Source organism: Jatrophihabitans cynanchi, from assembly GCF_027247405.1.
In the GTDB taxonomy this organism is placed as follows: Bacteria; Actinomycetota; Actinomycetes; order Mycobacteriales; family Jatrophihabitantaceae; genus Jatrophihabitans_B; species Jatrophihabitans_B cynanchi.
In genome coordinates, this window is record NZ_CP097463.1 from 968,848 (window position 1) to 989,782 (window position 20,935).

General features: G+C 71.9%; 18 protein-coding genes. 2 read left to right on the plus strand and 16 right to left on the minus strand.

Annotated elements, in window-relative coordinates; translation table 11 throughout:
• From M6B22_RS04750 to M6B22_RS04760, 3 genes are all read right to left on the minus strand, one after another.
• Window positions 1–1,485, minus strand: a complete 1,485-nt coding sequence (locus M6B22_RS04750) for a methyl-accepting chemotaxis protein (protein WP_269444634.1) — start codon at window positions 1,483–1,485, stop codon at window positions 1–3.
• A gap of 202 nt (window positions 1,486–1,687) precedes the next feature.
• Window positions 1,688–3,145, minus strand: coding sequence for an MFS transporter (locus M6B22_RS04755; protein ID WP_269444635.1), 1,458 nt, complete (start codon window positions 3,143–3,145; stop codon window positions 1,688–1,690).
• 46 nt (window positions 3,146–3,191) lie between these two features.
• Entirely contained in the window at window positions 3,192–3,545 is a 354-nt protein-coding gene (locus M6B22_RS04760; RefSeq protein ID WP_269444636.1) for a nuclear transport factor 2 family protein, read from the minus strand.
• Between the two features lie 145 nt (window positions 3,546–3,690).
• On the opposite strand from M6B22_RS04760, the gene M6B22_RS04765 reads away from it, so the two are divergent.
• Window positions 3,691–4,482, plus strand: a complete 792-nt coding sequence (locus tag M6B22_RS04765) for a helix-turn-helix domain-containing protein (RefSeq protein ID WP_269444637.1) — start codon at window positions 3,691–3,693, stop codon at window positions 4,480–4,482.
• Window positions 4,483–4,484: 2 nt separating this feature from the next.
• Here the strand turns inward: M6B22_RS04765 and M6B22_RS04770 are convergent, their stop codons facing one another.
• From M6B22_RS04770 to M6B22_RS04810, 9 genes are all read right to left on the minus strand, one after another.
• A complete protein-coding gene (locus tag M6B22_RS04770; RefSeq protein ID WP_269444638.1) occupies window positions 4,485–4,706 on the minus strand; it encodes a PNPOx family protein in 222 nt (73 codons plus the stop codon).
• Window positions 4,707–4,725: 19 nt separating this feature from the next.
• Complete coding sequence (locus M6B22_RS04775; protein WP_269444639.1) at window positions 4,726–5,988, minus strand: glutamate-5-semialdehyde dehydrogenase; 1,263 nt, start codon at window positions 5,986–5,988, stop codon at window positions 4,726–4,728.
• A gap of 48 nt (window positions 5,989–6,036) precedes the next feature.
• A complete protein-coding gene (gene proB, locus M6B22_RS04780) occupies window positions 6,037–7,128 on the minus strand; it encodes a glutamate 5-kinase (protein ID WP_269444640.1) in 1,092 nt (363 codons plus the stop codon).
• Complete coding sequence (obgE, locus tag M6B22_RS04785) at window positions 7,125–8,588, minus strand: GTPase ObgE (RefSeq protein WP_269444641.1); 1,464 nt, start codon at window positions 8,586–8,588, stop codon at window positions 7,125–7,127. Before obgE ends, proB begins: the two co-directional genes overlap by 4 nt.
• 90 nt (window positions 8,589–8,678) lie before the next feature.
• Window positions 8,679–8,936: a 50S ribosomal protein L27 gene (rpmA, locus tag M6B22_RS04790; protein ID WP_269444642.1), complete on the minus strand. Its 258-nt coding sequence runs from the start codon at window positions 8,934–8,936 to the stop codon at window positions 8,679–8,681.
• Between the two features lie 13 nt (window positions 8,937–8,949).
• Window positions 8,950–9,261 (minus strand): 50S ribosomal protein L21, encoded by a 312-nt coding sequence (gene rplU / locus M6B22_RS04795; protein WP_269444643.1) that lies wholly within the window; start codon window positions 9,259–9,261, stop codon window positions 8,950–8,952.
• A 146-nt stretch (window positions 9,262–9,407) separates the two neighbouring features.
• Window positions 9,408–12,299 carry an Rne/Rng family ribonuclease gene (locus tag M6B22_RS04800; protein WP_269444644.1) on the minus strand — a complete coding sequence of 964 codons (2,892 nt, stop codon included), beginning with the start codon at window positions 12,297–12,299 and terminating at the stop codon, window positions 9,408–9,410.
• Between the two features lie 124 nt (window positions 12,300–12,423).
• A complete protein-coding gene (locus M6B22_RS04805) occupies window positions 12,424–13,188 on the minus strand; it encodes a TIGR03936 family radical SAM-associated protein (RefSeq protein WP_269444645.1) in 765 nt (254 codons plus the stop codon).
• Window positions 13,189–13,270: 82 nt separating this feature from the next.
• A complete protein-coding gene (locus tag M6B22_RS04810) occupies window positions 13,271–15,217 on the minus strand; it encodes a TIGR03960 family B12-binding radical SAM protein (protein ID WP_269444646.1) in 1,947 nt (648 codons plus the stop codon).
• 65 nt (window positions 15,218–15,282) lie between these two features.
• Here M6B22_RS04810 and M6B22_RS04815 point away from each other — a divergent pair, with 65 nt between their 5' ends.
• Window positions 15,283–16,143 (plus strand): EamA family transporter, encoded by an 861-nt coding sequence (locus M6B22_RS04815; protein WP_269444647.1) that lies wholly within the window; start codon window positions 15,283–15,285, stop codon window positions 16,141–16,143.
• 3 nt (window positions 16,144–16,146) lie between these two features.
• Here M6B22_RS04815 and rodA read toward each other — a convergent pair whose 3' ends face one another.
• From rodA to mreC, 4 genes are all read right to left on the minus strand, one after another.
• Window positions 16,147–17,322, minus strand: coding sequence for a rod shape-determining protein RodA (rodA, locus tag M6B22_RS04820; protein ID WP_269444648.1), 1,176 nt, complete (start codon window positions 17,320–17,322; stop codon window positions 16,147–16,149).
• A 130-nt stretch (window positions 17,323–17,452) separates the two neighbouring features.
• Window positions 17,453–19,546: a penicillin-binding transpeptidase domain-containing protein gene (locus tag M6B22_RS04825; protein WP_269444649.1), complete on the minus strand. Its 2,094-nt coding sequence runs from the start codon at window positions 19,544–19,546 to the stop codon at window positions 17,453–17,455.
• On the minus strand, window positions 19,539–20,072 hold the full coding sequence (mreD, locus tag M6B22_RS04830) for a rod shape-determining protein MreD (protein ID WP_269444650.1): 534 nt from the start codon (window positions 20,070–20,072) through the stop codon (window positions 19,539–19,541). The genes M6B22_RS04825 and mreD overlap by 8 nt, the downstream gene beginning before the upstream one ends.
• The gene (gene mreC / locus M6B22_RS04835) at window positions 20,069–20,935 is read right to left on the minus strand and encodes a rod shape-determining protein MreC (protein WP_269444651.1); all 867 of its coding nucleotides are present in this window, start codon (window positions 20,933–20,935) and stop codon (window positions 20,069–20,071) included. The genes mreD and mreC overlap by 4 nt, the downstream gene beginning before the upstream one ends.

Here is a 20,935-nt window from a genome sequence, read left to right on the forward strand (position 1 = left end):
CTAGGTGGCGGTGTAGCCGATCCGGAAGCCGCCCCAGTGCCGGCCACGCACCCAGATCGGCGCGGACACGTCCTTCATCATCACGTAGCTGCCGCCGCCCATGTCCCGTCGGTACGTCTGCACGACGAACGGATCGGTGTTGCGGGCACAGGTGAGACCGGTGCGGTCGTTGAAGATCCGGCGGTTTCGGCAGTTCGCCGCGTTCCACACCGGGTCCGGGCCTTGCGGTTTGGAGACCCGGGCCATGTGGGTGGGGATGTACCCGTTGCGGTCGGTGCAGATCCCGAAGGTGACGCGCGGGTCGATCGTGCGTAGCGGCTCCTGGATCGCGGGCAGCACGCGGTCGGTGAACTCGGCGAAGCGGGTGAGGTACTGCTGCGGGTCCGAGCCCTGGATCTTCTCGTACTTCTCGTCGAACAGGTCCCGCATGGTGATCTCGCCGCGGTCGATCGCGTCGGTGAACAGGGCCGACACCTGCGCCGCCGAGCTCACCGCCGCCTCGATGAGCAGCGTGTCGGGTGTACGTACGCCGGTCCGGGCGCTCGTGGCGACCAGCTTCTCGCTCAGCTGCAGCATGTTCGCCGAACGCTCGCGCGCGGCGTTGAGCTCGTGGCTGGAGTGATCGAGGCCGCCCGCCAGATCGGACAGCGATCCGAGGAACGCGTCGACGTCGGCACGGATCGCCGCGGCCGCGCCGGTGATCTCGGCAACCTGCTCGTCTGCCGAGGACAGGGCGCCCGTGACCGTCTCGATCATGCTCGAGATCGACTGGGTGCTCTCGCGTACTGCCTGAGCCTGCTCGCGGGCCCGTTCGCCCTGGCCGGTGAGCTGGCCCACGCGCGCGGTGAGCGGGCCGATCGTGGTCTCGATGTCCTTCGCGGCGTTGATGGTCTCGTCGGCCAGTTCGCGGACGGAGTCGGCGATGACCTGGAAGCCGCTGCCCGCGGAGCCCGAGCGTGCTGCCTCGATGCTGGCGTTCAGGGCGAGGATGTGGGTCTGTTGCGCGATCCGGCCGATCTGGCTGGTGACCTGGGTGATGGCGCTGAGCGCCTCGGCCACCGACGCAAGCTGATCACCGGTGTCACCGACCCAGTCGACGAACGCGCTTAGCTGCGACAGCGACAGTTGGACGACCTCGCGCGAGCCGGTCGCCTCGTCGCGGGCGACCTTCGTGGCCGAATGCGCATGCTCCACCGCGGCCTCGATCTGATGGTTGCCGGCGGCGATGCCCTCGGCGACCGTCTTGAGCCGGCCGGACAGCTTCGCCTGCTCGCCCACCGACGCGGACAGTGCATCGATGTTGCCGGAGATGTCGGCCACTTCGATGCCCAGCTGGCTGGACAGCTGGGCGAACTCTATCAGCGACTGTCCAAGCGCTCCACTGGGCGGAGACGCATCCCGGCCGTGCCGCCGAACGCGTCCCAGCCGGTGCGGACGGGCGGAGTCGACAGTCTGCGTGGTCGCAGCCGCGGACTGAGCGGCCATGAGACCTCCATGCGAGTGATGCGAACGAGGACACGAGCGTCCCTGTTCTAGCTTTCGGCCGCGTCCCGGTGGAGTTGAGCCGGATTCGGGCAGCGATCATCCGGGTCCCGCCGATACTCACGTCGTGGATGACGCTAGTGGAGTGCGTCGCGGTCCGGAGTGCGGCGGCGCGTACTCGGTCTCGGCGCGACGCGTGCAAGGATCACGTGGGCCGAAGTTCTCGACGGCGGCGATCAGATCTGGGTTCCCCGCCGGCCGGCGGGTTCAGCCGAGCCTGAACGAGCAGCGCGGTCGCGGCCGTCAGCCCGGCAAGCGCATACAGCGAGACGGTGAACGCGTGCGTCACCCCACCGGACAGCGCCTCGAAGAACACGACGCCGATCACCGCGACCCCGAGCGCTCCGCCGACCTGCTGCGCCGTCGCCAGCACACCGGCGGCCGCACCGGCGTCGGCCGGATCGATCTCGCTCAGCACCTCGGCCGACAGCGGCACCAGCACCAGCCCGATCCCGAAGCCGATCAGCGCCAGCCCCGGCAGCAGTTCGAGCGACGTCGAGGCAGCAGCGACATCCGCCAGGACGAGGCACCCCGCGGCAACGGCAATCGCCCCGGCCGCCAGCACCTGGCGTCCGAACCGCGCCGCCAACGGCTGCGCGAGCAGCATCGCAGCGAAGTAGCCCACACCCACCGCGGCGAAAACCACTCCCGAGAACAGGGCGGAGAAGCCACGGCCCTGCTGCAGGTACAGGGCAAGGACGAAGAAGAACCCGGCAGGCACCAGGCCGAAGGTGAGCCCGGCGAGCGAGCCGAGGCTGAACCGTCGATCGGCGAACAGCGCCAGGTTGACCAGCGGTGCCCGCCCCGCGCGGCGACGACCGAGCTGATGCACCACGAAGACACCGAGCAGCACCGGTGCTGCCGCGAAACTGATCCACGTCCACATCGGCCAACCGTGCTCACGCCCCTCGACGAGAGGCAGCACCACCGCGGCCAGGGCGAGGGTGATCAGCTCGGTGCCGACCAGGTCCAGCCGCTCACGCGCGCCGCGCGACTCCGGAATGACCCGCACCGCAGCGAGCGCCACAAGCCCCACCGGCACGTTGATCAGGAAGATTCCCCGCCAGCCGCTGCCGGCGAAGTCGGCCGAGATCAGGGCACCACCCAGCAACTGCCCGAGCACGCCGGCGATCCCCATCGCGAACCCGTACGCGGCGAACGCCTTCGCCCGTGCCGCACCGGTGTACACCGCCGAGACGATCGCGAGCACCTGCGGTGTGAGCAGTGCACCGGCAACGCCTTGCAGAACCCGGGCGACGACCAGCACATCCGCGTTGGGCGCCAGGCCGCAGGCGGCCGAGGTCAGGGTGAACAGCGCCAGGCCGAGCGCGAACATCCGGCGCCGGCCGTACAGGTCCCCGAGCCGTCCACCGCTGATCATGCCGACGGCGAAAGCGAGACCGTATCCCGCGACGACGAGCTGAACGGCGTCCGGGCCGGCGTGCAACTCGTCATGGATCGACGGCAGTGCGACGTTGACGATGAAGAAGTCCAGGAAGGTCATGAACGTGCCGACGAGCACGACGAGCAGCGGACGCCAGTCCGTTGCCGGCCGGCCCGCTCTCGCGGTGACGTCAGTGCGATCGCTGACGGTGGTGGCCATGGCTCTCTGGCTTTCCGTGATCGGGGAATCCGTGATGACGCGCGGCTCAGCCGGGGACCTTGTCGAGGAAGCCGAGCACCGTGGCAATCCGCCCGTGCTGGTCGAGCACCACGACGTCGAAGCCCTCGACCAGCGGCGCGCTGCCGACCGGCCCCAGCCCCCACCCGAAGCGCGCCTGGCTGTGGTGCGCGTCGACCTCGCCGCGCTGGGTGAACACCATGCCGGGGAACTGCGCCTGGACGGCGGCGATCGCGGCGTCGATCGCCGCCCTGCCCTCGAGCTCGACCAACGGGTCGACGTACGACGCGTTCGCCGCGAACAGCTCCTCGACGAGCGCACGCCGCGCCCGGTCGTCGGTCACGTTCCAGCACTGCAGGTAATGGGTGATCGTCTCGTTCATCGCGTTGCCTTTCCATCGAGTGAATCGGTGCCGGGAGCGATCCTGCGGCCGACGCCGACGGCCTGTCGATTACGCCTGAGGTAACGCGTTCGCATGACCTGCCAGGTAATGGCTGCGCGGCACGGCGGCCCGATACCGTCGGGCCATGACCAGCACGATCACCCGCCCGCCGGCGAACCGTCCGGTCGGCGCCCTGCTTCGGGAATGGCGCGAGCGGCGCCGCCTCAGCCAGCTGGAACTGTCCATCCAGGCAGACATCTCGACCCGCCACCTGAGCTTCGTCGAGACCGGGCGGTCACGCCCCACGCCGGACATGATCTTGCGCCTGACCGAGCACCTGGAGGTTCCGCTGCGTGAGCGCAACTCGCTCCTGCTCGCAGGCGGCTACGCCCCCGCCTATCCCGAACACGGTCTGGACGAGCCACAACTGTCCGCGGTACGCGCGGCGCTACGCCAGGTACTGACCGCGCACGAGCCCTACCCCGCCGTCGTCGTCAACCGGTGGTGGGAACTGGTCGAAGCGAACTCAGCGATCGCCATCATGACCGAAGAGGCCGCACCGTTCCTGCTCGAACCGCCCGTCAACGTGCTGCGGTTGAGCCTGCACCCGGACGGAATCGCCGGGCGCATCGCGAACCTGCCCGCTTGGCGCGCGCACCTGCTGACCCAGCTGCAACAGCGGGCCCGGGCGATGGGCGATGACCGGCTGCACGCGCTGCACGCGGAACTGCTCGGCTACCCCGGCGGCCTGGCGGAGACGCCCGGCGCCACGGACGTCGTCCTGCCGCTGCTGTTCCGGCGCGGCGGCGACGTGCTGTCCTTCTTCTCCATCTCCGCCGTCGTCGGCACCGCCACCGACGTCACGGTCGAGGAGCTGGCGATCGAGTCGTTCTACCCGGCCGACGCGCGGACGGCGCAGGTGCTCCGCGCGGGCTGATCTCAGAAGCCGCGCACCTTGTCGAGCGTGATCTCCAGCGCGGTCGGGTACAGCGCCGCGAACTGCTCGGGACTACCGCCGATCCGTGCCGCGGCCTCCCCGTACTTCGCCGGCTGCGGCGTTCCGTCGGCCCCTACGGTGGTCAGCCAGATGACCTGCTCGTCGGCCAGTCGTTCGCGGACCCGATCACCGAACGGTGTGCCCGCGGCCGGGAGAACCGTCATTCGGCAACGGTAGCCCGGATCAGCGCGTGTGGCCCGCTCCGGTCACGACCCATTTGGTGGACGTCAGTTCGGCCAGCCCCATCGGCCCCCGCGCGTGCATCTTCTGCGTCGAGATGCCGATCTCGGCGCCGAAGCCGAACTCGCCGCCGTCGGTGAACCGGGTGGATGCGTTGACCATGACCGCCGCCGAGTCGACGCGCGCCACGAACCTCTGCGCGACGTCCAGATCTCGCGTCACGATCGCCTCGGTGTGCCCGGAGGACCAGCGCCGGATGTGCGCGATCGCCTCGTCGACGTCGGCCACGACCCGCGCCGCCATGTCCAGCGACAGGTACTCGCGCTCCCAGTCCTCGTCGGTCGCGGGCAGCACACCGTCCAGTGCCGCGAACGCGTCGTCCCCGTGCAGCACGACGCCCGCGGACTGCAGCGCGCCGGTGATCCGCGGCAGGAACTCGTCGGCGATCGCCGCGTGCACCAGCAGCGTCTCGGCACTGTTGCACACGCTCACCCGGGACGTCTTGGAGTTGACGACGATGCGCTCGGCGACCTCGAGATCGGCGGCCGCGTCGACGTACACGTGCACGTTGCCGACGCCGGTCTCGATCACCGGCACCGTCGCGTTCTGCACCACGTAGTTGATCAGTCCGGCTCCCCCGCGCGGGATGATCAGGTCGACGAGCCCGCGCGCCTTGAGCAGGTGTCCCACGCTCGCCCGGTCCGTTCCCGGGACCAGCAGCACCGAATCGCGCGGCAGTCCGGCCTTCTCGGCAGCGGCAGCGAGCACGTCGACGAGCACGCTGTTCGACTCGTACGCCGAGCCGGAGCCGCGCAGCAAAGCCGCGTTGCCGCTCTTGAGCGCGAGCCCGGCGGCGTCGACGGTCACGTTCGGACGGGCCTCGTAGATGATCGCGACGACGCCGAACGGCACGCGCAGTTGCCGGATCTGCAGCCCGTTCGGCTGCGTGTACCCGCGCAGCACCTCGCCGACGGGATCGGGCAGCGCGGCGACGTCACGCAGGCCCTGCGCCATGGCCGCGACCCGGTCGGCGTCCAGAGCCAGCCGGTCGATCAGCGACTCGCCGATGCCCGTATCGCGTCCGTTCGCCACGTCCTTCGCATTCGCAGCCAGCACCGCGTCGGTGGCCGCGACGAGCGCGTCGGCCATCGCGTGCAGCGCGGCGTCCTTGGCTGCCCGGCCCAGCGGTGCGAGTTCGGCAGCGGCCTCGCGGCTACGGGCCGCGACCGCGCGCACGTCCTGCTCGGTGGCGGCTCGCTCGGTCATGCTGCCAAGGGTACGGCGCGGCTGCGAACCACCCGGGCCGGACGTCCGTCACAACAGCACGAGATCGTCGCGGTGCACGACCTCGCGGCGAAGCTCAGCCGGCAGGTCGTGCGTCTTGTGGCCGAGCATCTGCGGCAGGTCAGCGGCGTCGTAACCGACCAGGCCGCGCGCCACCGCCACACCGTCCGGCGCGAGCAGGTCGACCGGCTCACCGGAGTAGAACTCGCCCTGTATCGCGGTCACACCGGCCGGCAGCAGCGACATGCGGCGCTGCACGACCGCTGCCACGGCGCCGGCGTCGAGGGTGAGCCGGCCACGCGGCGTGGTCGCGTGCCGCAGCCAGAACAACCGGGACGCCGACCGGTCCCCCGCCGCGTGGAACAGGGTGCCGACATTGCCGGCCAGCGCGTCGTCGATGCGTGCGGCGGTGCTCAGCAGCACCGGGATCCCCTCGCTGGTCGCGATCGCGGCCGCGTCCACCTTGGTCACCATCCCGCCCGAGCCGACGTGGCTGCCCTTGCCGGTGACGTCCACGCCGCCGAGCTCGGCCATCGAGGCCACCTCGGCGATGAACCGCGCGCCGGGTGTGCCGGGCCGGCCGGTGTAGAGCCCGTCGACGTCGGACAGCAGCACCAGCGCGTCGGCGTGCACCAGGTGCGCGACGAGCGCAGCCAGCCGGTCGTTGTCGCCGAAGCGGATCTCGTGGGTGGCGACCGTGTCGTTCTCGTTGACGATCGGGATGACGCCGAGGGCGAGCAGCCGCTCCAGGGTGCGGTCGGCGTTGCGGTAGTGACCGCGCCGGTGCAGGTCGTCGGCAGTGAGCAGCACCTGCCCGACCCGCAGCCCGTAGCGCGCGAACGAGGACGCGTACCGCTCGGCGAGCATCAGCTGCCCGACGCTCGCCGCCGCCTGCTGGGTGGCCAGGTCACGCGGCCGCGAGCGCAACCCGAGCGGGCCGATGCCGGCCGCGATCGCGCCGGAGGACACCAGCACCACCTGCCGCCCGTCGGCGTGCCGGTGAGCGAGGGCGTCGACGATCGTGTCCAGCCGGTCGGGGTCCAGCCGGCCGCGGGCGGTGAGCGAGGACGAGCCGACCTTGACCACCGTCCGGCGGGCGGCGGCAACGACCTCGCGGGTCACTGCTCGTCCTCGGACTCGGTCCACTCGCCCTCGTACTCTGCGTGCGTCCGCCGGGACCGCTTGGCCGCGAGCCGGTCGTCGGCGCGCCGGCGCCGCGGCGAGGTGTCCAGCCGCTCGTCCTCGCCGCGACGGGTCGGCAGGTAGTCCTCCTCGATGCCCGCCGACGGCGCGAAGTCGAAGGTGACCTCGCCGATCGTCACCGCGGCGCCGGGCTGCGCTCCCTGGCGGGCCAGCTCGGCCTCCACGCCCAGGCGCGCCAACCGGTCGGCGAGGTAGCCGACGGCCTCGTCGTTGTCGAAGCTGGTCTGCCGAACCCAGCGCTCGGGCTTGCTGCCGCGGACGACGAACGCGCCCGGTTCGGCCGGATCGGGCAGCACCGTGAACCCGGAGTCGTTGACGGCAGTCGGCTGCAGCACGATCCGGGTCGCCTCGGCGATCGGACGGGCGGCGCGGTCGGCGGCGACCACCTCGGCCAGCGCAAAGGTGAGTTCCCGCAGCCCGGCGTGCGATGCCGCGGAGATCTCGAACACTCGCAGGCCGCGCTCCTCGAGCTCGCCGCGGACGAACTCCGCGAGCTCGCGCGCCTCGGGCACGTCGATCTTGTTCAGCGCGACCAGGCGGGGCTTGGCCAGCAGCTCACCGAAGGTTCCTTCGTACTGGCCCAACTCGGACTCGATCGCGTCCAGGTCACTGATCGGGTCGCGCCCCGGCTCCAGGGTCGCGCAGTCCAGCACGTGCAGCAGCACCGCGCATCGCTCGACGTGGCGCAGGAAGTCCAGGCCCAGCCCCTTGCCCGCGGCGGCGCCCGGGATCAGGCCGGGCACGTCGGCGACGGTGAACGTGCTCGCGCCCGCGCTGACCACGCCGAGGTTCGGCACCAGGGTGGTGAACGGGTAGTCGGCGATCTTGGGGCGCGCCGCGGACAGCGCCGCGATCAGCGAGGACTTGCCGGCGCTCGGGAACCCCACCAGCCCGACGTCGGCGACGCTCTTGAGCTCGAGCACGAGATCGTGCGCCTCGCCCGGTTCGCCCAGCAACGCGAAGCCCGGTGCCTTGCGCCTGGTGGAGGCGAGCGCGGCGTTGCCCAGCCCGCCACGTCCGCCCTGGGCAGCGATGAAGCGGGTGCCTGCGCCGGTCAGGTCGGCGAGCAGCTCACCGCCCGGCGTCAGGACGACGGTGCCGTCCGGAACCCGCAGTTCCAGGTCTGCGCCCTCGGCGCCGTTGCGGTAGCTGCCTGCGCCCTGCCGGCCGTTGCCGGCTCGCTGGTGCGGGTGGTGATGGAAGTCCAGCAACGTGTGCACGTTCGGGTCGACGATCAGCACGACGTCCCCACCGCGGCCGCCGTTGCCGCCGTCGGGGCCGCCGAGCGGCTTGAACTTCTCGCGGTGGATCGAGGCGACCCCGTGCCCGCCGTTGCCCGCGGCCAGGTGCAGCACGACGCGATCGACAAAGCTGGCCATGCTGCTCCTCTCCGCCTCTCCTCGATCATGCGAAAGGGCGGGCACCGGTCACCCGGGCCCGCCCTTCGCGGAAGTACCTCGCTCGGGCCCTCAGACCCCAGCCGGGACGATGTTCACCGTCTTGCGGCCACGCGACAAGCCGAACTGCACGGTGCCGGCGGACAGCGCGAACAGCGTGTCGTCGCCGCCGCGGCCCACGTTCGTGCCCGGGTGGAACTTGGTGCCGCGCTGGCGGATCAGGATCTCGCCGGCCTTGACGGCCTGACCGCCGTAGCGCTTGACGCCGAGGAACTGCGCGTTCGAGTCGCGGCCGTTACGGGAGCTGGACGCACCCTTCTTATGAGCCATGGCGTGCCATTCCTTACTTCGAAGAGATGCCGGTGACGCGGACCTGGGTCAGCGGCTGACGGTGACCCATCCGCTTGTGGTAGCCGGTCTTGTTCTTGAACTTGTGGATGCGGATCTTGGGGCCCTTGGTCTGCGCGAGCACCTCGGCGGTGACGGCGACCTTGGCGAGCGTGTCCGCGTCGTGGGTGACGGCCTCGCCGTCGACGAGCAGGATCGCGGCCAGCGCAACCTCGGCGCCGGGCGCCGCGTTCAGCTTCTCGACCTCGATCACATCGCCCTCGGCGACCTTGTACTGCTTGCCGCCGGTCTTGACGATGGCATACATGACGCGTCCACTCCTGACTGCTGCTGTCCGGTGCGCTGCGGATCGGGCGCGCACACAGAGGAACCCATCGGGAAAATGGGCCGTAGTACAGGTTACGGCACCGCACCGAGCGGAGGCAAAACGCCCCCCGCGACGGCGCCTCGCCGCTACCCGGCGTCGGCTCCGACGGTGCCGGCCGGTGCGGCGGTGACACGCGGTTCCGCGGTGACGGGCGGGCCCGCGGGCCGGCTGGCGGCGCGGCGGCGACGCGGGCGGGACGGCCGCTCCGGCTCCGGCTCCGGCTCCGGCTCCGGCTCGACGTCGACTTGAGGTTCGGGCGTGCTGCCGGTGTCGGTCAGGTACGCGTCCAGCTCCTGCGGTTCGGCGTCCAGCACCGCCGCCACCGCCTCGAGTTCCAGGTCGGCGGCCTGATCGGCGGCCAGCTCGGCGGCCAGGTCGCCGGCCAGCTCCCCCTCGTGGTGCGCCGCCTTGTGGATCGCCGCCATCGCCGACAGCCGGCGTTCGCGGGTCTCGGCGTCCTCGACCGGCTCGACCGGCTCGGCCTGCTTGGCCGCACCGCGCTTGCGCTTGGCCTTGGGCCGGTCACCGCCCGGCTCGTCCGCGTCCGCGCGGGCGGCCCCGGACTTGTCCACCGGCTCGGAGTGGATCAGCACGCCGCGTCCCTTGCAGTGCTCGCACGGCTCGCTGAACGCTTCCAGCAGCCCCTCGCCGACCCGCTTGCGGGTCATCTGCACCAGGCCCAGTGAGGTGACCTCGGCGACCTGGTGCTTGGTGCGGTCGCGGCCCAGGCACTCGGTCAGCCGGCGCAGCACCAGCTCGCGGTTCGACTCCAGCACCATGTCGATGAAGTCGATCACCACGATGCCGCCGACGTCGCGGAGTCGCAGCTGGCGGACGATCTCCTCGGCCGCCTCCAGGTTGTTGCGGGTGACGGTCTGCTCGAGGTTGCCGCCCGTCCCCACGAACTTGCCGGTGTTGACGTCGATGACGGTCATCGCCTCGGTGCGGTCGATCACCAGCGAGCCGCCGGAGGGCAGCCACACCTTGCGATCGAGCGCCTTCATCAACTGCTCGTCCACCCGCAGGTCGTGGAACAGGTCGGTGTCCGCGGTATGCCGCGACGCCCGCTCGGCCAAGTCCGGCGCGACACCGTTGAGGTAGTCCGAGACGGTCGTCCAGGCCTGCTCGCCCTCGACGACCAGCTGCTTGAAGTCCTCGTTGAACACGTCGCGCACGACCCGGATCGCCAGGTCCGGCTCGCCGTGCACCAGCGTGGGCGCCGACTTGGTGTTCTCGGCCTGCTTCGCGATGGCCTCCCACTGCGCCTTGAGCCGGTCGACGTCGCGGGTGAGCTCCTCCTCGGACGCTCCCTCGGCGGCGGTGCGGATGATCACGCCGGCGTCCTCGGGCACGATCTTCTTCAGGATCGCCTTGAGCCGGTGCCGCTCGGTGTCCGGCAGCTTGCGGCTGATGCCGGTCATGCCGCCGCCGGGGACGTAGACGAGGAACCGCCCGGGCAGCGATACCTGGCTGGTGAGCCGCGCGCCCTTGTGCCCGATCGGGTCCTTGGTGACCTGAACGAGCACCGTGTCACCGGAGCTCAGCGCGTTCTCGATCGCCCGCGACTTGCCCTCCAGGCCGGCGGCGTCCCAGTTGACCTCGCCGGCGTACAGCACGCCGTTGCGGCCCTTGCCGATGTCGACGAACGCCGCCTCCATCGACGGAAGGACGTTCTGCACCCGGCCGAGGTACACGTTGCCGACGTAGGACGTGGCGCTCGCGCGCGTGACGTAGTGCTCGACGAGCACGCCGTCCTCGAGCACGGCGATCTGGGTGCGGTCGCCGCGCTGGCGCACCGCCATCACCCGGTCGACGGCCTCGCGCCGGGCCAGGAACTCGGACTCGGTCAGGATCGGCGGGCGGCGCCGGCCGGTGTCGCGCCCTTCGCGGCGGCGCTGCCGCTTCGCCTCCAGGCGGGTGGAGCCCTTGACCCCGCGGACGCCGTCGTCGCCGTTGTCCTTCTTCTTGCCCTCGCGGGTCTCGCGCACGTGCACGACCGTGTTCGGCGGGTCGTCCTCGTCGCGACCGCCGCTGGCGCTCGAGTCGCCGTCGCCGGAACCACTCGCGCGCCGGCGGCGCCTGCGCCGCCGCGTGGCGCCGCCCTCGGCGTCCGCGCCGTCCTCTTCGCCGTCGGCGTGCTCGTCCTCGGCGGCGGCCGGCTCGCCGTCCTCGCCGTCGTGTTCTGCGCCCTCGCCACCGGCCCTGCTGCCGCGACCGCGACGGCCCCGGCGCCGGCGGCGCCGGGCCCCGGTGGCCTCCTCGACGGCCGCCTCGCGGACGTCCTCGGGCTCGGCGGTCTGGTCCTCGGCGTCCTCGGCCACGGTCAGCTCGGCCTCGCCCGGCACCGGCTCCTCCGGTACCTCCGGCTCCTCCGACGTCGGCGGCCCGGCCGGCGCCTTGGCGACGCGGCGGGTGCGCTTGGCCGGCGCCTTCTCGGCGCGGGTCTCGTCCGGCGCGACGAACAGGACCGACGGGGGTCCGGCCGGTGCGGCCAGGACCGGCTCGGCGGCGCTCTCGGTGGCGCTCTCGGCGGCGCTGCTGGTGGCGGCCTTCTTCGCCGCGCGCTTGCGGGGCGCCTTCGCGGGCGTGGCGGTGCTGTCGGGGTCCTCGCCCCGCTCGGCCGCGGGCGGCGCCGTCTTCGCGGCCGCCTTGCGCGGGGCGCGCTTGCGCGGCGCTGCGTCGGTGGACGGGTTCGCGTCCGTGGACGGGCTCGCATCCGTGGACGGGCTGGCGTCCGTGGACGGGCTGGCGTCACGAGCCTCGGCCGGCACCTGCGGGTCGCGAGTCCGGACCGGTGCTGCCTTCTTGGCGGCCCGCTTGCGGGGAGCGGGTGTCGTCGCGTTGTCGCCGGCGTCTGCCGGACCGGCGGCGGGTGCGGCCTTCTTGGCGGCCCGCTTGCGCGGTGCCTTGGCCGGCGTAGCCGTCTCGGCAGGCGTGGGGGTGTCGGTGGGGGTAGCGGTGTTGTCGGGTTCGAGCATGTGCTCGGGTCACTCCGTTTCTCAGCTCCCGGGCGCGATACCGCCGTCATGGCGAGAGCGCGGCCGCACGGGGGCGGTTGTGGCGAGCGCCCGTGTGGACGTCCGCGAAGTCTTCGTGGTGGTGCTACGGCGCCGTCCCGGCCGCGACCCGGTCCGGCTGGAGCGGATCTGCGACCTCGCCTGCGTCATCGAGCGGTCCCTGCGCCAGGCGCACCGCTACAGGCGGCGCATCCAGGGCGAAACCGGCGACAATCCGCAGAGCGGCGAGAACGTCGTCGGGCCGGACAGCGGGGGTCACCTGCCGAACGACCAGGTCCAGTATCGCACGAGGTGCGGCTCCGGCGCCGGTTGCGGCGGCCGACACGGCGGCGGTGAGCACCGGACCCCGCGCGTCCAGGGTGCGCCGGCCGTCCTTGGTGAGACGTTCGACACCCACCTCGTCGCGGGCGAGAAAGGCCGCGACGGCCGCTCCCAGCGTGCCGGCATCCACCCCGGCCAGCTCGATCCGCCACCGCGACGCCTGGATCCGCTCGGCCAGCGAGCCGGGGCCGGCCGGCACGGCGTCCACGATGTCCAGGCCGTCGGGCAGCACGTCGTCCAGTGCCGCCCGCAGCGCCTGGATGTCCACCTCGCGCGCCAGGCCGATCTCGACGTACTCGGCCTCGCTGGCGACCCCGGTCGGCGCCGCGCCGATGTAGCTGATCTTCGGGTGCGGCGTGAAGCCGGCCGAGTAGCCCATCGGCACGTTCGCGCGGCGCAGCGCACGCTCGAACGCGCGGGCGAAGTCGCGCTGCGAGGTGAACCGCAGCCGGCCGCGCTTGGCGTACTGCAGCCGCACCCGCTGCACCACGGGCGGCGGTGGCGGACCGTCCGGTGTGCGCTTGGCCATTACGCCCGCCCTCGACCGTTGAGTGGCGGGTTTCGCGTTGAGTGGCGGGCTACAGGTCGCCACTCAACCCCGAACCCGCCACTCAACGGGAGGGTCCGGGGGTGCCGCCAGCTGGCGCGAGCGGGAGCAGCGATCGGCCGGTGGGCCCCATCTGGATGTCGGTGCCCAGGTTGGAACACACGCCGCAGTCGAAGCACGGCGTCCAGCGGCAGTCGTCCTGCTCGAACTCGCCGAGCGCGTCCTGCCAGTCGTCCCACAGCCACTGCTTGTCCAGGCCCGAGTCCAGGTGGTCCCACGGCAGCACCTCGTCGGCGTCGCGCTCGCGGGTGGTGAACCAGGCGAGGTCCACCCCGTGCAGGTTCTCGGCGGCGCACCGCGTCCAGCGCTCGTAGGAGAAGTGCTCGCTCCAGCCGTCGAAGCGGCCGCCGTCGCGCCACACCGCCTCGATCACCGCACCGACCCGCCGGTCGCCGCGCGAGAGCAACCCTTCGATCAGCGACGGCTCGCCGTCGTGGTAGCGCATGCCGACGTTGCGGCCCAGCGAACGGTCGGCGTTGATCGCGGCGCGCAGCTTGCGCAGCCGGTCGTCGACCGTCTGCGGATCGCACTGGGCGGCCCACTGGAACGGGGTGTGCGGCTTGGGCACGAAGCCGCCGATCGAGACCGTGCAGCGGATGTCCTTGTGCCCGGCGGCCTCGCGGCCGGCGCGGATCACGTCGTGGGCCATGTCCGCGATCTCCAGGACGTCCTCGTCCGTCTCGGTCGGCAGGCCGCACATGAAGTACAGCTTCACCTGCCGCCAGCCGTTCGCGTACGCGGTCGAGACGGTGCGGATCAGGTCGTCCTTGCTGACCATCTTGTTGATCACGCGGCGCAGCCGTTCCGAGCCACCCTCCGGCGCGAAGGTCAGGCCGGACCGGCGGCCGTTGCGCGACAGCTCGTTGGCCAGGTCGATGTTGAACGCGTCCACCCGGGTCGACGGCAGGCTCAGGCTGACCCGCTCGTCCTCGTACCGGTCGGCGAGCTGCTTGGTGATCTCGCCGATCTCGGAATGGTCGGCGCTGGACAGCGACAGCAGCCCGACCTCGTCGAAGCCGCTGGCCGCAAGGCCCTGGGCGACCATCTCGCCGATGCCGGTGATGCTGCGCTCGCGCACCGGCCGGGTGATCATTCCGGCCTGGCAGAACCGGCAGCCGCGCGTGCAACCACGGAAGATCTCCACGCTCATCCGCTCGTGCACCGACTCGGCGAGCGGCACCAGCGGCGTTTTCGGATAGGGCCACTCGTCCAGGTTCATGACGGTGTGCTTGCTGACCCGTGCCGGGACGCCCGCGCGGTTCGGCGTGACCGCGGCGAGCGCGCCGCTCGGCAGGTAGCTGACGTCGTAGAACTTCGGGACGTACACCCCTCCGGTGCCCGCGAGTCGGCGCAGCAGCTCATCGCGTCCGCCGGGGCGTCCCTCGTCCTTCCACTCACGGGCGATGTCGGTGATCGTGCCGACGACCTGCTCGCCGTCGCCGAGGACGGCCGCATCGACGAAGTCCGAGATCGGCTCGGGGTTGAACGCCGCGTGGCCGCCGGCGATCACCACCGGATGGCTCTCGTCGCGATCGACCGCGTGCAGCGGGATGCCGGCCAGGTCGAGCGCGGTGAGCAGGTTCGTGTAGCCGAGTTCGGTGGAGAAGCTGATGCCGAGGAAGTCGAAGGCGGCGACCGGGCGATGCGTGTCGACGGTGAACTGGCCGATGCCGTGCTCGCGCATCAGGGCCTCGAGGTCGGGCCACACCGCGTAGGTGCGTTCGGCCAGTGCGTCCGGCCGCTCGTTGAGCACCTCGTACAGGATCTGGTTGCCCTGGTTCGGCAGGCCGACCTCGTACGCGTCCGGGTACATCAGCGCCCAGTGCACGGTGACCGACGTCCAGTCCTTGCTACGCGCGTTGAGCTCGCCGCCGACGTACTGGATCGGCTTGCTGACGCGAGGCAGCAGCGGCTCCAGGCGCGGGAACAGCGATTCGGGGGCAGCGCTCATTTGCCCGATGGTACGGCCGCGAGCGGCGCGATCGTGATCCGCTGTGCTCTGAGAAGATCGCAGGTGTGCGCGCACCCCCGCCCCAGGTACTGCTGCTGGGCAGTATCGGGTCGGTGCAGTTCGGGGCCGCGTTCGCGGCGCGGCTGTTCGACCGGGCCGGTCCCGGCGGGCTGGTCTTCCTGCGCCTGGCGCTGTCCGCGCTGATCCTGCTCGCCCTGGCCCGTCCGTCGCTGCGTGGACGCTCGGCGTCCGACGTGCGCGCGGCGGTCGCATTCGGGCTGGTGCTGGGCGCCATGAACTGGAGCTTCTACGAAGCGCTGGACCGGCTGCCGCTCGGCGTCGCGGTCACGATCGAGTTCCTGGGCCCGCTCGCGGTGGCGGTGGCCGGCTCGCGGCGCGCGCTCGATCTGGTCTGGGTCGCGCTCGCCGGCGGCGGGGTCGCACTGCTCGCCCTGCGCGGCAGCCACCACGGCATCACCGCCTTCGGGGTGGTTCTGGTGCTGATCGCCGCGACCTGTTGGGCGCTGTACATCCTGCTGTCCAAACACGTCGGCTCGGCCTTCCCCGGGCTGGACGGGCTCGCCGTCGCGCTCGTCGTCGGCGCCCTGCTGACGCTCCCGGCCGGCGTGGTCCAGGGCGGGTCGGCACTCGGTGAGCCCGCCGTGCTCGCCGGTGGGCTCGCGGTCGCGTTGCTGTCCTCGCTCATCCCGTACTCGCTGGAGATCGTGGCGCTGCGCCGGTTGCCCCCGTCGGTGTTCGGCCTGCTGATGAGCCTGGAGCCGGCGGTGGCCGCGCTCGCCGGCGTACTCGTGCTCAGCCAGGCGCTGTCCGCGGCGCTGGCGCTTTCGATGGCGATGGTCATCATCGCCAGCGTCGGCACCACGCTCACGTCCCGGCCGCAGCCTGTTCCGCAGCTGCTCGACTGAAGCTCAGCCGGCCGAGCGCCGCACGGCCTGCAGCAGCCCGATGGCCAGTCCCTGGGCGAACATCGAGGATCCGCCGTAAGAGACGAACGGGAGCGGCAGCCCCGTCACCGGCATCAGACCCAGGTTCATCCCGATGTTCTGGAAGGCCTGGAAGGCGAACCAGCAGACGATCCCGACCGCGACGAGCCGCCCCGCCGGGTCGGCCGCGCGAGCGATGCGCAGGCCGCGCCAGCACAGCAGAGCGAACAGCCCGATGATCACGGTGCCGCCGATCAGCCCGAACTCCTCCCCCGCCACCGAGAACACGAAGTCGGTCTGCTGCTCGGGCACGTAACCGCCGTTGGTCTGCGGGCCGTTGAACAACCCGGTGCCGTGCAGCCCGCCGTTCGCGATCGCGATGCGCGCCTGGGTGACGTTGTACGAGGCGCCCTGCGGGTCGTGCCCGGGATTGAGGAACGAGCCGAACCGGGCGAGCTGGTAGTCGGCGAGCAGCCCGGAGCGCACGGCCACGATCGCGAGCGCGACGGCGAGCACCAGCAGCCCGATCGTCCAGCGCGCGCGAACGCCGGCCGCGACGAGCACCCCGAACGCGGCGGCCGCGAGCACCATCGCCGACCCCAGGTCCGGCTGCAGCATCACCAGCACGAGCGGCACGGCGATCATCACGATCGCCAGCAGCACGTCGCCGGTGGTCGGCGGCCGCTCGTCGTCGCGGTTCGCTGCCCGCTGGGTGAACAGCACCGCCATCCCGATGATCAGGCCCAGCTTGGTGAACTCGGACGGCTGCAGCTCGAACCCGCCGCCGACCCGGATCCACGCCTGTGCCCCGTTCACCGTGCTGCCGACCGCGAGCACCAACAGCAGCCCGAGCAGGCTCACGACGTAGACCAGCGGGCCGAACAGGCGCAGCAACCGGGCGTCCAGGCGCGATGCGAGGAACATCAGCACCGCGGCGACGGCCAGGTTGAACAGGTGCCGGAACAGGAAAGCCTGCGGGTTTGCGTGCTGCGCCCGCTGCAGATCGCGCGTGGCGGCCCACACCAGCAGCGCCCCGATCAGCGCCAGCGCGAGCGCGGTCGCGGTCAGCAACCAGTCGTAGCCACGGGTGCGCCGCTCGAGCGGCAGCACGGGCGGCGTCAGCGAGAACGGCGCCATCGGGTCGCGTACCAATCCGCTCAAGGCGTCCCTCCCGACTGCCCCGAAGAGCGGAATGGAGGTCCCCCCGCCGAAGAAGGCGTAGCCGGCGGGGGAGGATCACTCGGGCCGCGCGCAAGCCGGCGGCGCTCGAGCGGGCTCTTCGCGCAACCGCTCATCGCGTCTGGGTCACTTTCGGCAGCGTGGTGATCGGCTTCTTGCCCGCGACGATGGGCTTGCCGTGGGCGCCCATGATCGCGTCCCAGATGCGCTTGAGCATCGGGCCCGCCGCGGTGGCGCCCGTGCCGGCCTGTTCGATCATGCCGACCACGACGAACTTCGCGCCGACATTCCCCTTACGGTCGTGGCTGGTCGGCCCCCAGGACGCCAGCCACGAGGTGTCCTTCTTGCCCTCGACCTCCGCGGTGCCGGTCTTGCCGCCGAGCCGCGACTGGTACGGCGAGCCGATGTAGGCGAACGCGCCGGACACGGCCCAGCCGCGGCCGAAGTCGAGCGAGTCGGCGATGTAGTTCAGGTACGTGCGGCTGACCGGCACGGTGCGGCGCAGCTTGGGCTCGATCGTCCGCACCGTCTTGCCGTTGTGGTCGACGACGGCCCAGCCGAGCCGTGGTTCCCAGATCTTCCCGCCGTTGACCAGCGCCGAGTACGCCACCGCGAGCTGCAGCGGCGACATCGTCGTTTCCCCCTGCCCGATCGACATGTCCGCGTTGTCGCCGGCCCGGTAGCGCCAGCCGTCCGTGCAGTTCTCCGACGCGAGCTGGGTCAGGTAGGCGCGTTGGGTGCGGTCGGCGACCTCCGGGTAGCCGCGCCTGGCGTCCCCGCAGTACTGCGTCCGCTGCGTCCGCCAGCGGGTCATCCGGGTCTCGCGGTCGGCGTAGGAACCGGCCGCCTGCTCGTCCGCCGGCAGGTCGATCCCCGGCTGCGTCCCGACGCCGTACAGCGCGGCCGTCCGCTGCAGGTACTCGTTCGGCTTCTTGCCGTCGCTGATGCGGGTCTGGTCGCGGTAGTACTCGGCCGCGGCGGGGGCGTAGAAGAACGTGTCGCACGAGTAGCCGAGCGCGTCCTTGAGCGAGAGCGGGTAGTCGAAGGACTCGCTGTCGTAGTTCGTCTTGACGCGGCCGTCGATCGTGAGCGAGCCGGGGCAGGGGTAGGTGCCGCCGAGCGAGATCTCGTGGTGGATCAGCAACGAGGACGAGGTGATCAGCTTGAACGTCGAACCGGGGGCGTACTGGCCCGCGATCGCCCGGCCCACCAGAGGGTCGTTTGCCGCGGGCGCGGTCAGCTCGGCGTAGTCGGCGTCGGAGATGCCGCCGACGAACTGCTGCGGATCGTAGGTCGGCGAACTGGCGATCGCGATGATGCGCCCGGTGTTCGGGTCCATCACCACGACGGCGCCGGATGTGGCCGGCAACCCGTGCGCGCGGCGGTCGGCGATCTCCTGCGCGAGCGACTGCTCGGCGATCCGCTGCACGTCCAGGTCGATGCTGGTGATCAGCGTGTCGCCTTGTACGGCCGGGACGTTCGTGGCCTGGCGCACCGCGTAGCCCTGCGGGTTGAGCAGCAGCGTCTGCCTGCCGTCGGTGCCGCGCAGGATCGAGTCGTACTGCGCCTGCAGCCCGGTGCGCCCGATCGTGTCGACGTCACTCAGTGCCGGGTTCTGGCTCGTGTCCGCTTCGGCGACCTTCCCGGTGTAGCCCAGCACGTGCGCCGCCAGCGTGCCGTACGGGTACTCCGGCAGGCTCACCGTCTCGACCGCGACGCCCGGATAGTCCTCGCGGTGCTCGCCGAGCGCCAGCACCACCGCGGTCGACGCGGCCGTCGCGACCGGTACCGGCTGGAACGGCTCGCCGATCCAGCACGGCGCGGGAACCTTCGGCGAGCACGGGGTGATCTCCGCGGCCAGCCGGGCAGCACTGGTACCGAGCAGGCCGGCCAGCTTGCCGAGTACCGCGGCGCCCTTGTCGGGCAACCCCTGCAGCGTCTCGCGGTCGACGGTGACCACCTGCGCCGACGTGTTCTGCACCAGCGGACGCCCACGCGCGTCGAGGATCAGGCCACGCGGCGCAGGCACCACGATCACGCCCTCGTGCAGCCGATCGGCGGTCTGCGCCGGCTTGTTCGGGTCGAGCAGCTGCACGTAGTACAGCCGCCCGAGCAGGGTGGCCACCATCGAGGCGACCAGCACCACGATGATCGTCAGCCGGCGGGCACCGGGCGGCCGGTGCCTGAAGGCACGCTCGTCAGCCACGGCTGGCCACCACGTCCAGTTCGGTGAGCACCGGGTGCGGGGCGCGCAGCGACTGGGTGCGCAGGAACGCCCGCACGAGCGGGACGACCGCCAGCGCGAGCAGCGCGTCGCCCACCAGCGAAGGCAGCAGGTGCGCGGCCGCGGCGCCCAAGGTGGCGCCGCCGGAGTGCAGCACGGTGAGCAGCACCGTCGCGAGCGCGCCGGCCAGGGCACACCCGAGCGCCGCGGTCGCCGCGTCGCGCCGCACCGTCGCGCGGTCGGCCGCCAGACCGCAGCTCACTCCGACCAGCAGCCAACACATCGCCAGCACCCCGGCCGGGTGCGTCGAGCCGAGATCGGCGAGCAGGCCGGCGGCGAAGCCGAACGCCAGCCCCGTCCCCGGCCCGTCGACGAGCGCGACCGCGGCGACCAGCACCGCCGGCAGACTCACCGGCACGGGCTCGGACCACGGCGCGATCAGGGTGGCCTGCAGCAGCAGCGCGGTCAGGATCGCGGCCATCGCGGCGAAGACCCGGGCGCGCCTCACTTGTGCTCGGCAAGCTTTGACGGCTGCAGCGCGCCGCGGCCGGTGTCGGCGTGCCCGCCGACCAGGATCACGCCTACCATGTCCAGCGCGGTGGCCGGGCTCGCGGGCCGAACGCTGGCTCGGACCGTCCCGTCCAGGCCGGCGTGCACCGCGGAGACGGTGCCGACGGCCAGCCCGGCGACGAAGCTGCTCGAACCGGCGGGTCCGGTCGCCAGCTTGTCACCGACCTTGAGCGCAGCCTTCGGATTCAGCGGGGTGAAGGTGAACCCCTCGGCGCCGGCGCCGTCCGCGATGCCGACCTCGCCGGTGCGCAGGTCGCGCGCGCCTACACCGCTGCCGGGATCGGCGGCGAGCAGCACGGTGGCCGAGGACGCGTCGGCGTGCAGCACCCGGCCGACCAGCCCGGCGCCGTCGGTCACGCTCTGGTCCACCTTGACCCCGCTGCGGGTGCCGACGTCCAGCGTCACGGTCCAGTCGAAGCCGCCGCCCGGGCCGAGGGCGATCACCCTGGCCGGGACGATGCGGTAGCCGCCGGAGTCGGCCGCGAGTTGCAGCGCCGCGAGCCGGGTGGTGCTCGCCGCGTCGCGGTCGGTGTCGGCGAGCCGGCCGCGCAGTTCGGCGTTCTCGTGCTGCAACTGCCGGATCCGGTCGGTGTTGGTGCCGGCGGTCGGGACGCCCTGGACGAACCGCCGCACCGGACCGAGCACCGAGTCGGTACCGCGGTACAGGGCGCCGAGCGTGCCGCGCACCCCGCTGTGTGCCGAGCGCAGCCCGCCGCCGCCGACGTCGAGGGTGATGAAGCACAGCGCGAGGACGGCGAGCACGATCGCGGCCGTCCGCTGCCGTCTAGTCAGCCGCCGCAC

Coding starts and splice junctions, on each gene's coding strand:
- rpmA (WP_269444642.1), bottom strand. CDS start 8,936: ATGGCTCATAAGAAGGGTGCGTCCAGCTCCCGTAACGGCCGCGACTCG.
- M6B22_RS04800 (WP_269444644.1), bottom strand. CDS start 12,299: ATGCTCGAACCCGACAACACCGCTACCCCCACCGACACCCCCACGCCT.
- M6B22_RS04810 (WP_269444646.1), bottom strand. CDS start 15,217: ATGAGCGCTGCCCCCGAATCGCTGTTCCCGCGCCTGGAGCCGCTGCTG.
- M6B22_RS04750 (WP_269444634.1), bottom strand. CDS start 1,485: ATGGCCGCTCAGTCCGCGGCTGCGACCACGCAGACTGTCGACTCCGCC.
- M6B22_RS04760 (WP_269444636.1), bottom strand. CDS start 3,545: ATGAACGAGACGATCACCCATTACCTGCAGTGCTGGAACGTGACCGAC.
- M6B22_RS04775 (WP_269444639.1), bottom strand. CDS start 5,988: ATGACCGAGCGAGCCGCCACCGAGCAGGACGTGCGCGCGGTCGCGGCC.
- rplU (WP_269444643.1), bottom strand. CDS start 9,261: ATGTATGCCATCGTCAAGACCGGCGGCAAGCAGTACAAGGTCGCCGAG.
- M6B22_RS04755 (WP_269444635.1), bottom strand. CDS start 3,145: ATGGCCACCACCGTCAGCGATCGCACTGACGTCACCGCGAGAGCGGGC.
- M6B22_RS04770 (WP_269444638.1), bottom strand. CDS start 4,706: ATGACGGTTCTCCCGGCCGCGGGCACACCGTTCGGTGATCGGGTCCGC.
- M6B22_RS04765 (WP_269444637.1), top strand. CDS start 3,691: ATGACCAGCACGATCACCCGCCCGCCGGCGAACCGTCCGGTCGGCGCC.
- M6B22_RS04805 (WP_269444645.1), bottom strand. CDS start 13,188: ATGGCCAAGCGCACACCGGACGGTCCGCCACCGCCGCCCGTGGTGCAG.
- obgE (WP_269444641.1), bottom strand. CDS start 8,588: ATGGCCAGCTTTGTCGATCGCGTCGTGCTGCACCTGGCCGCGGGCAAC.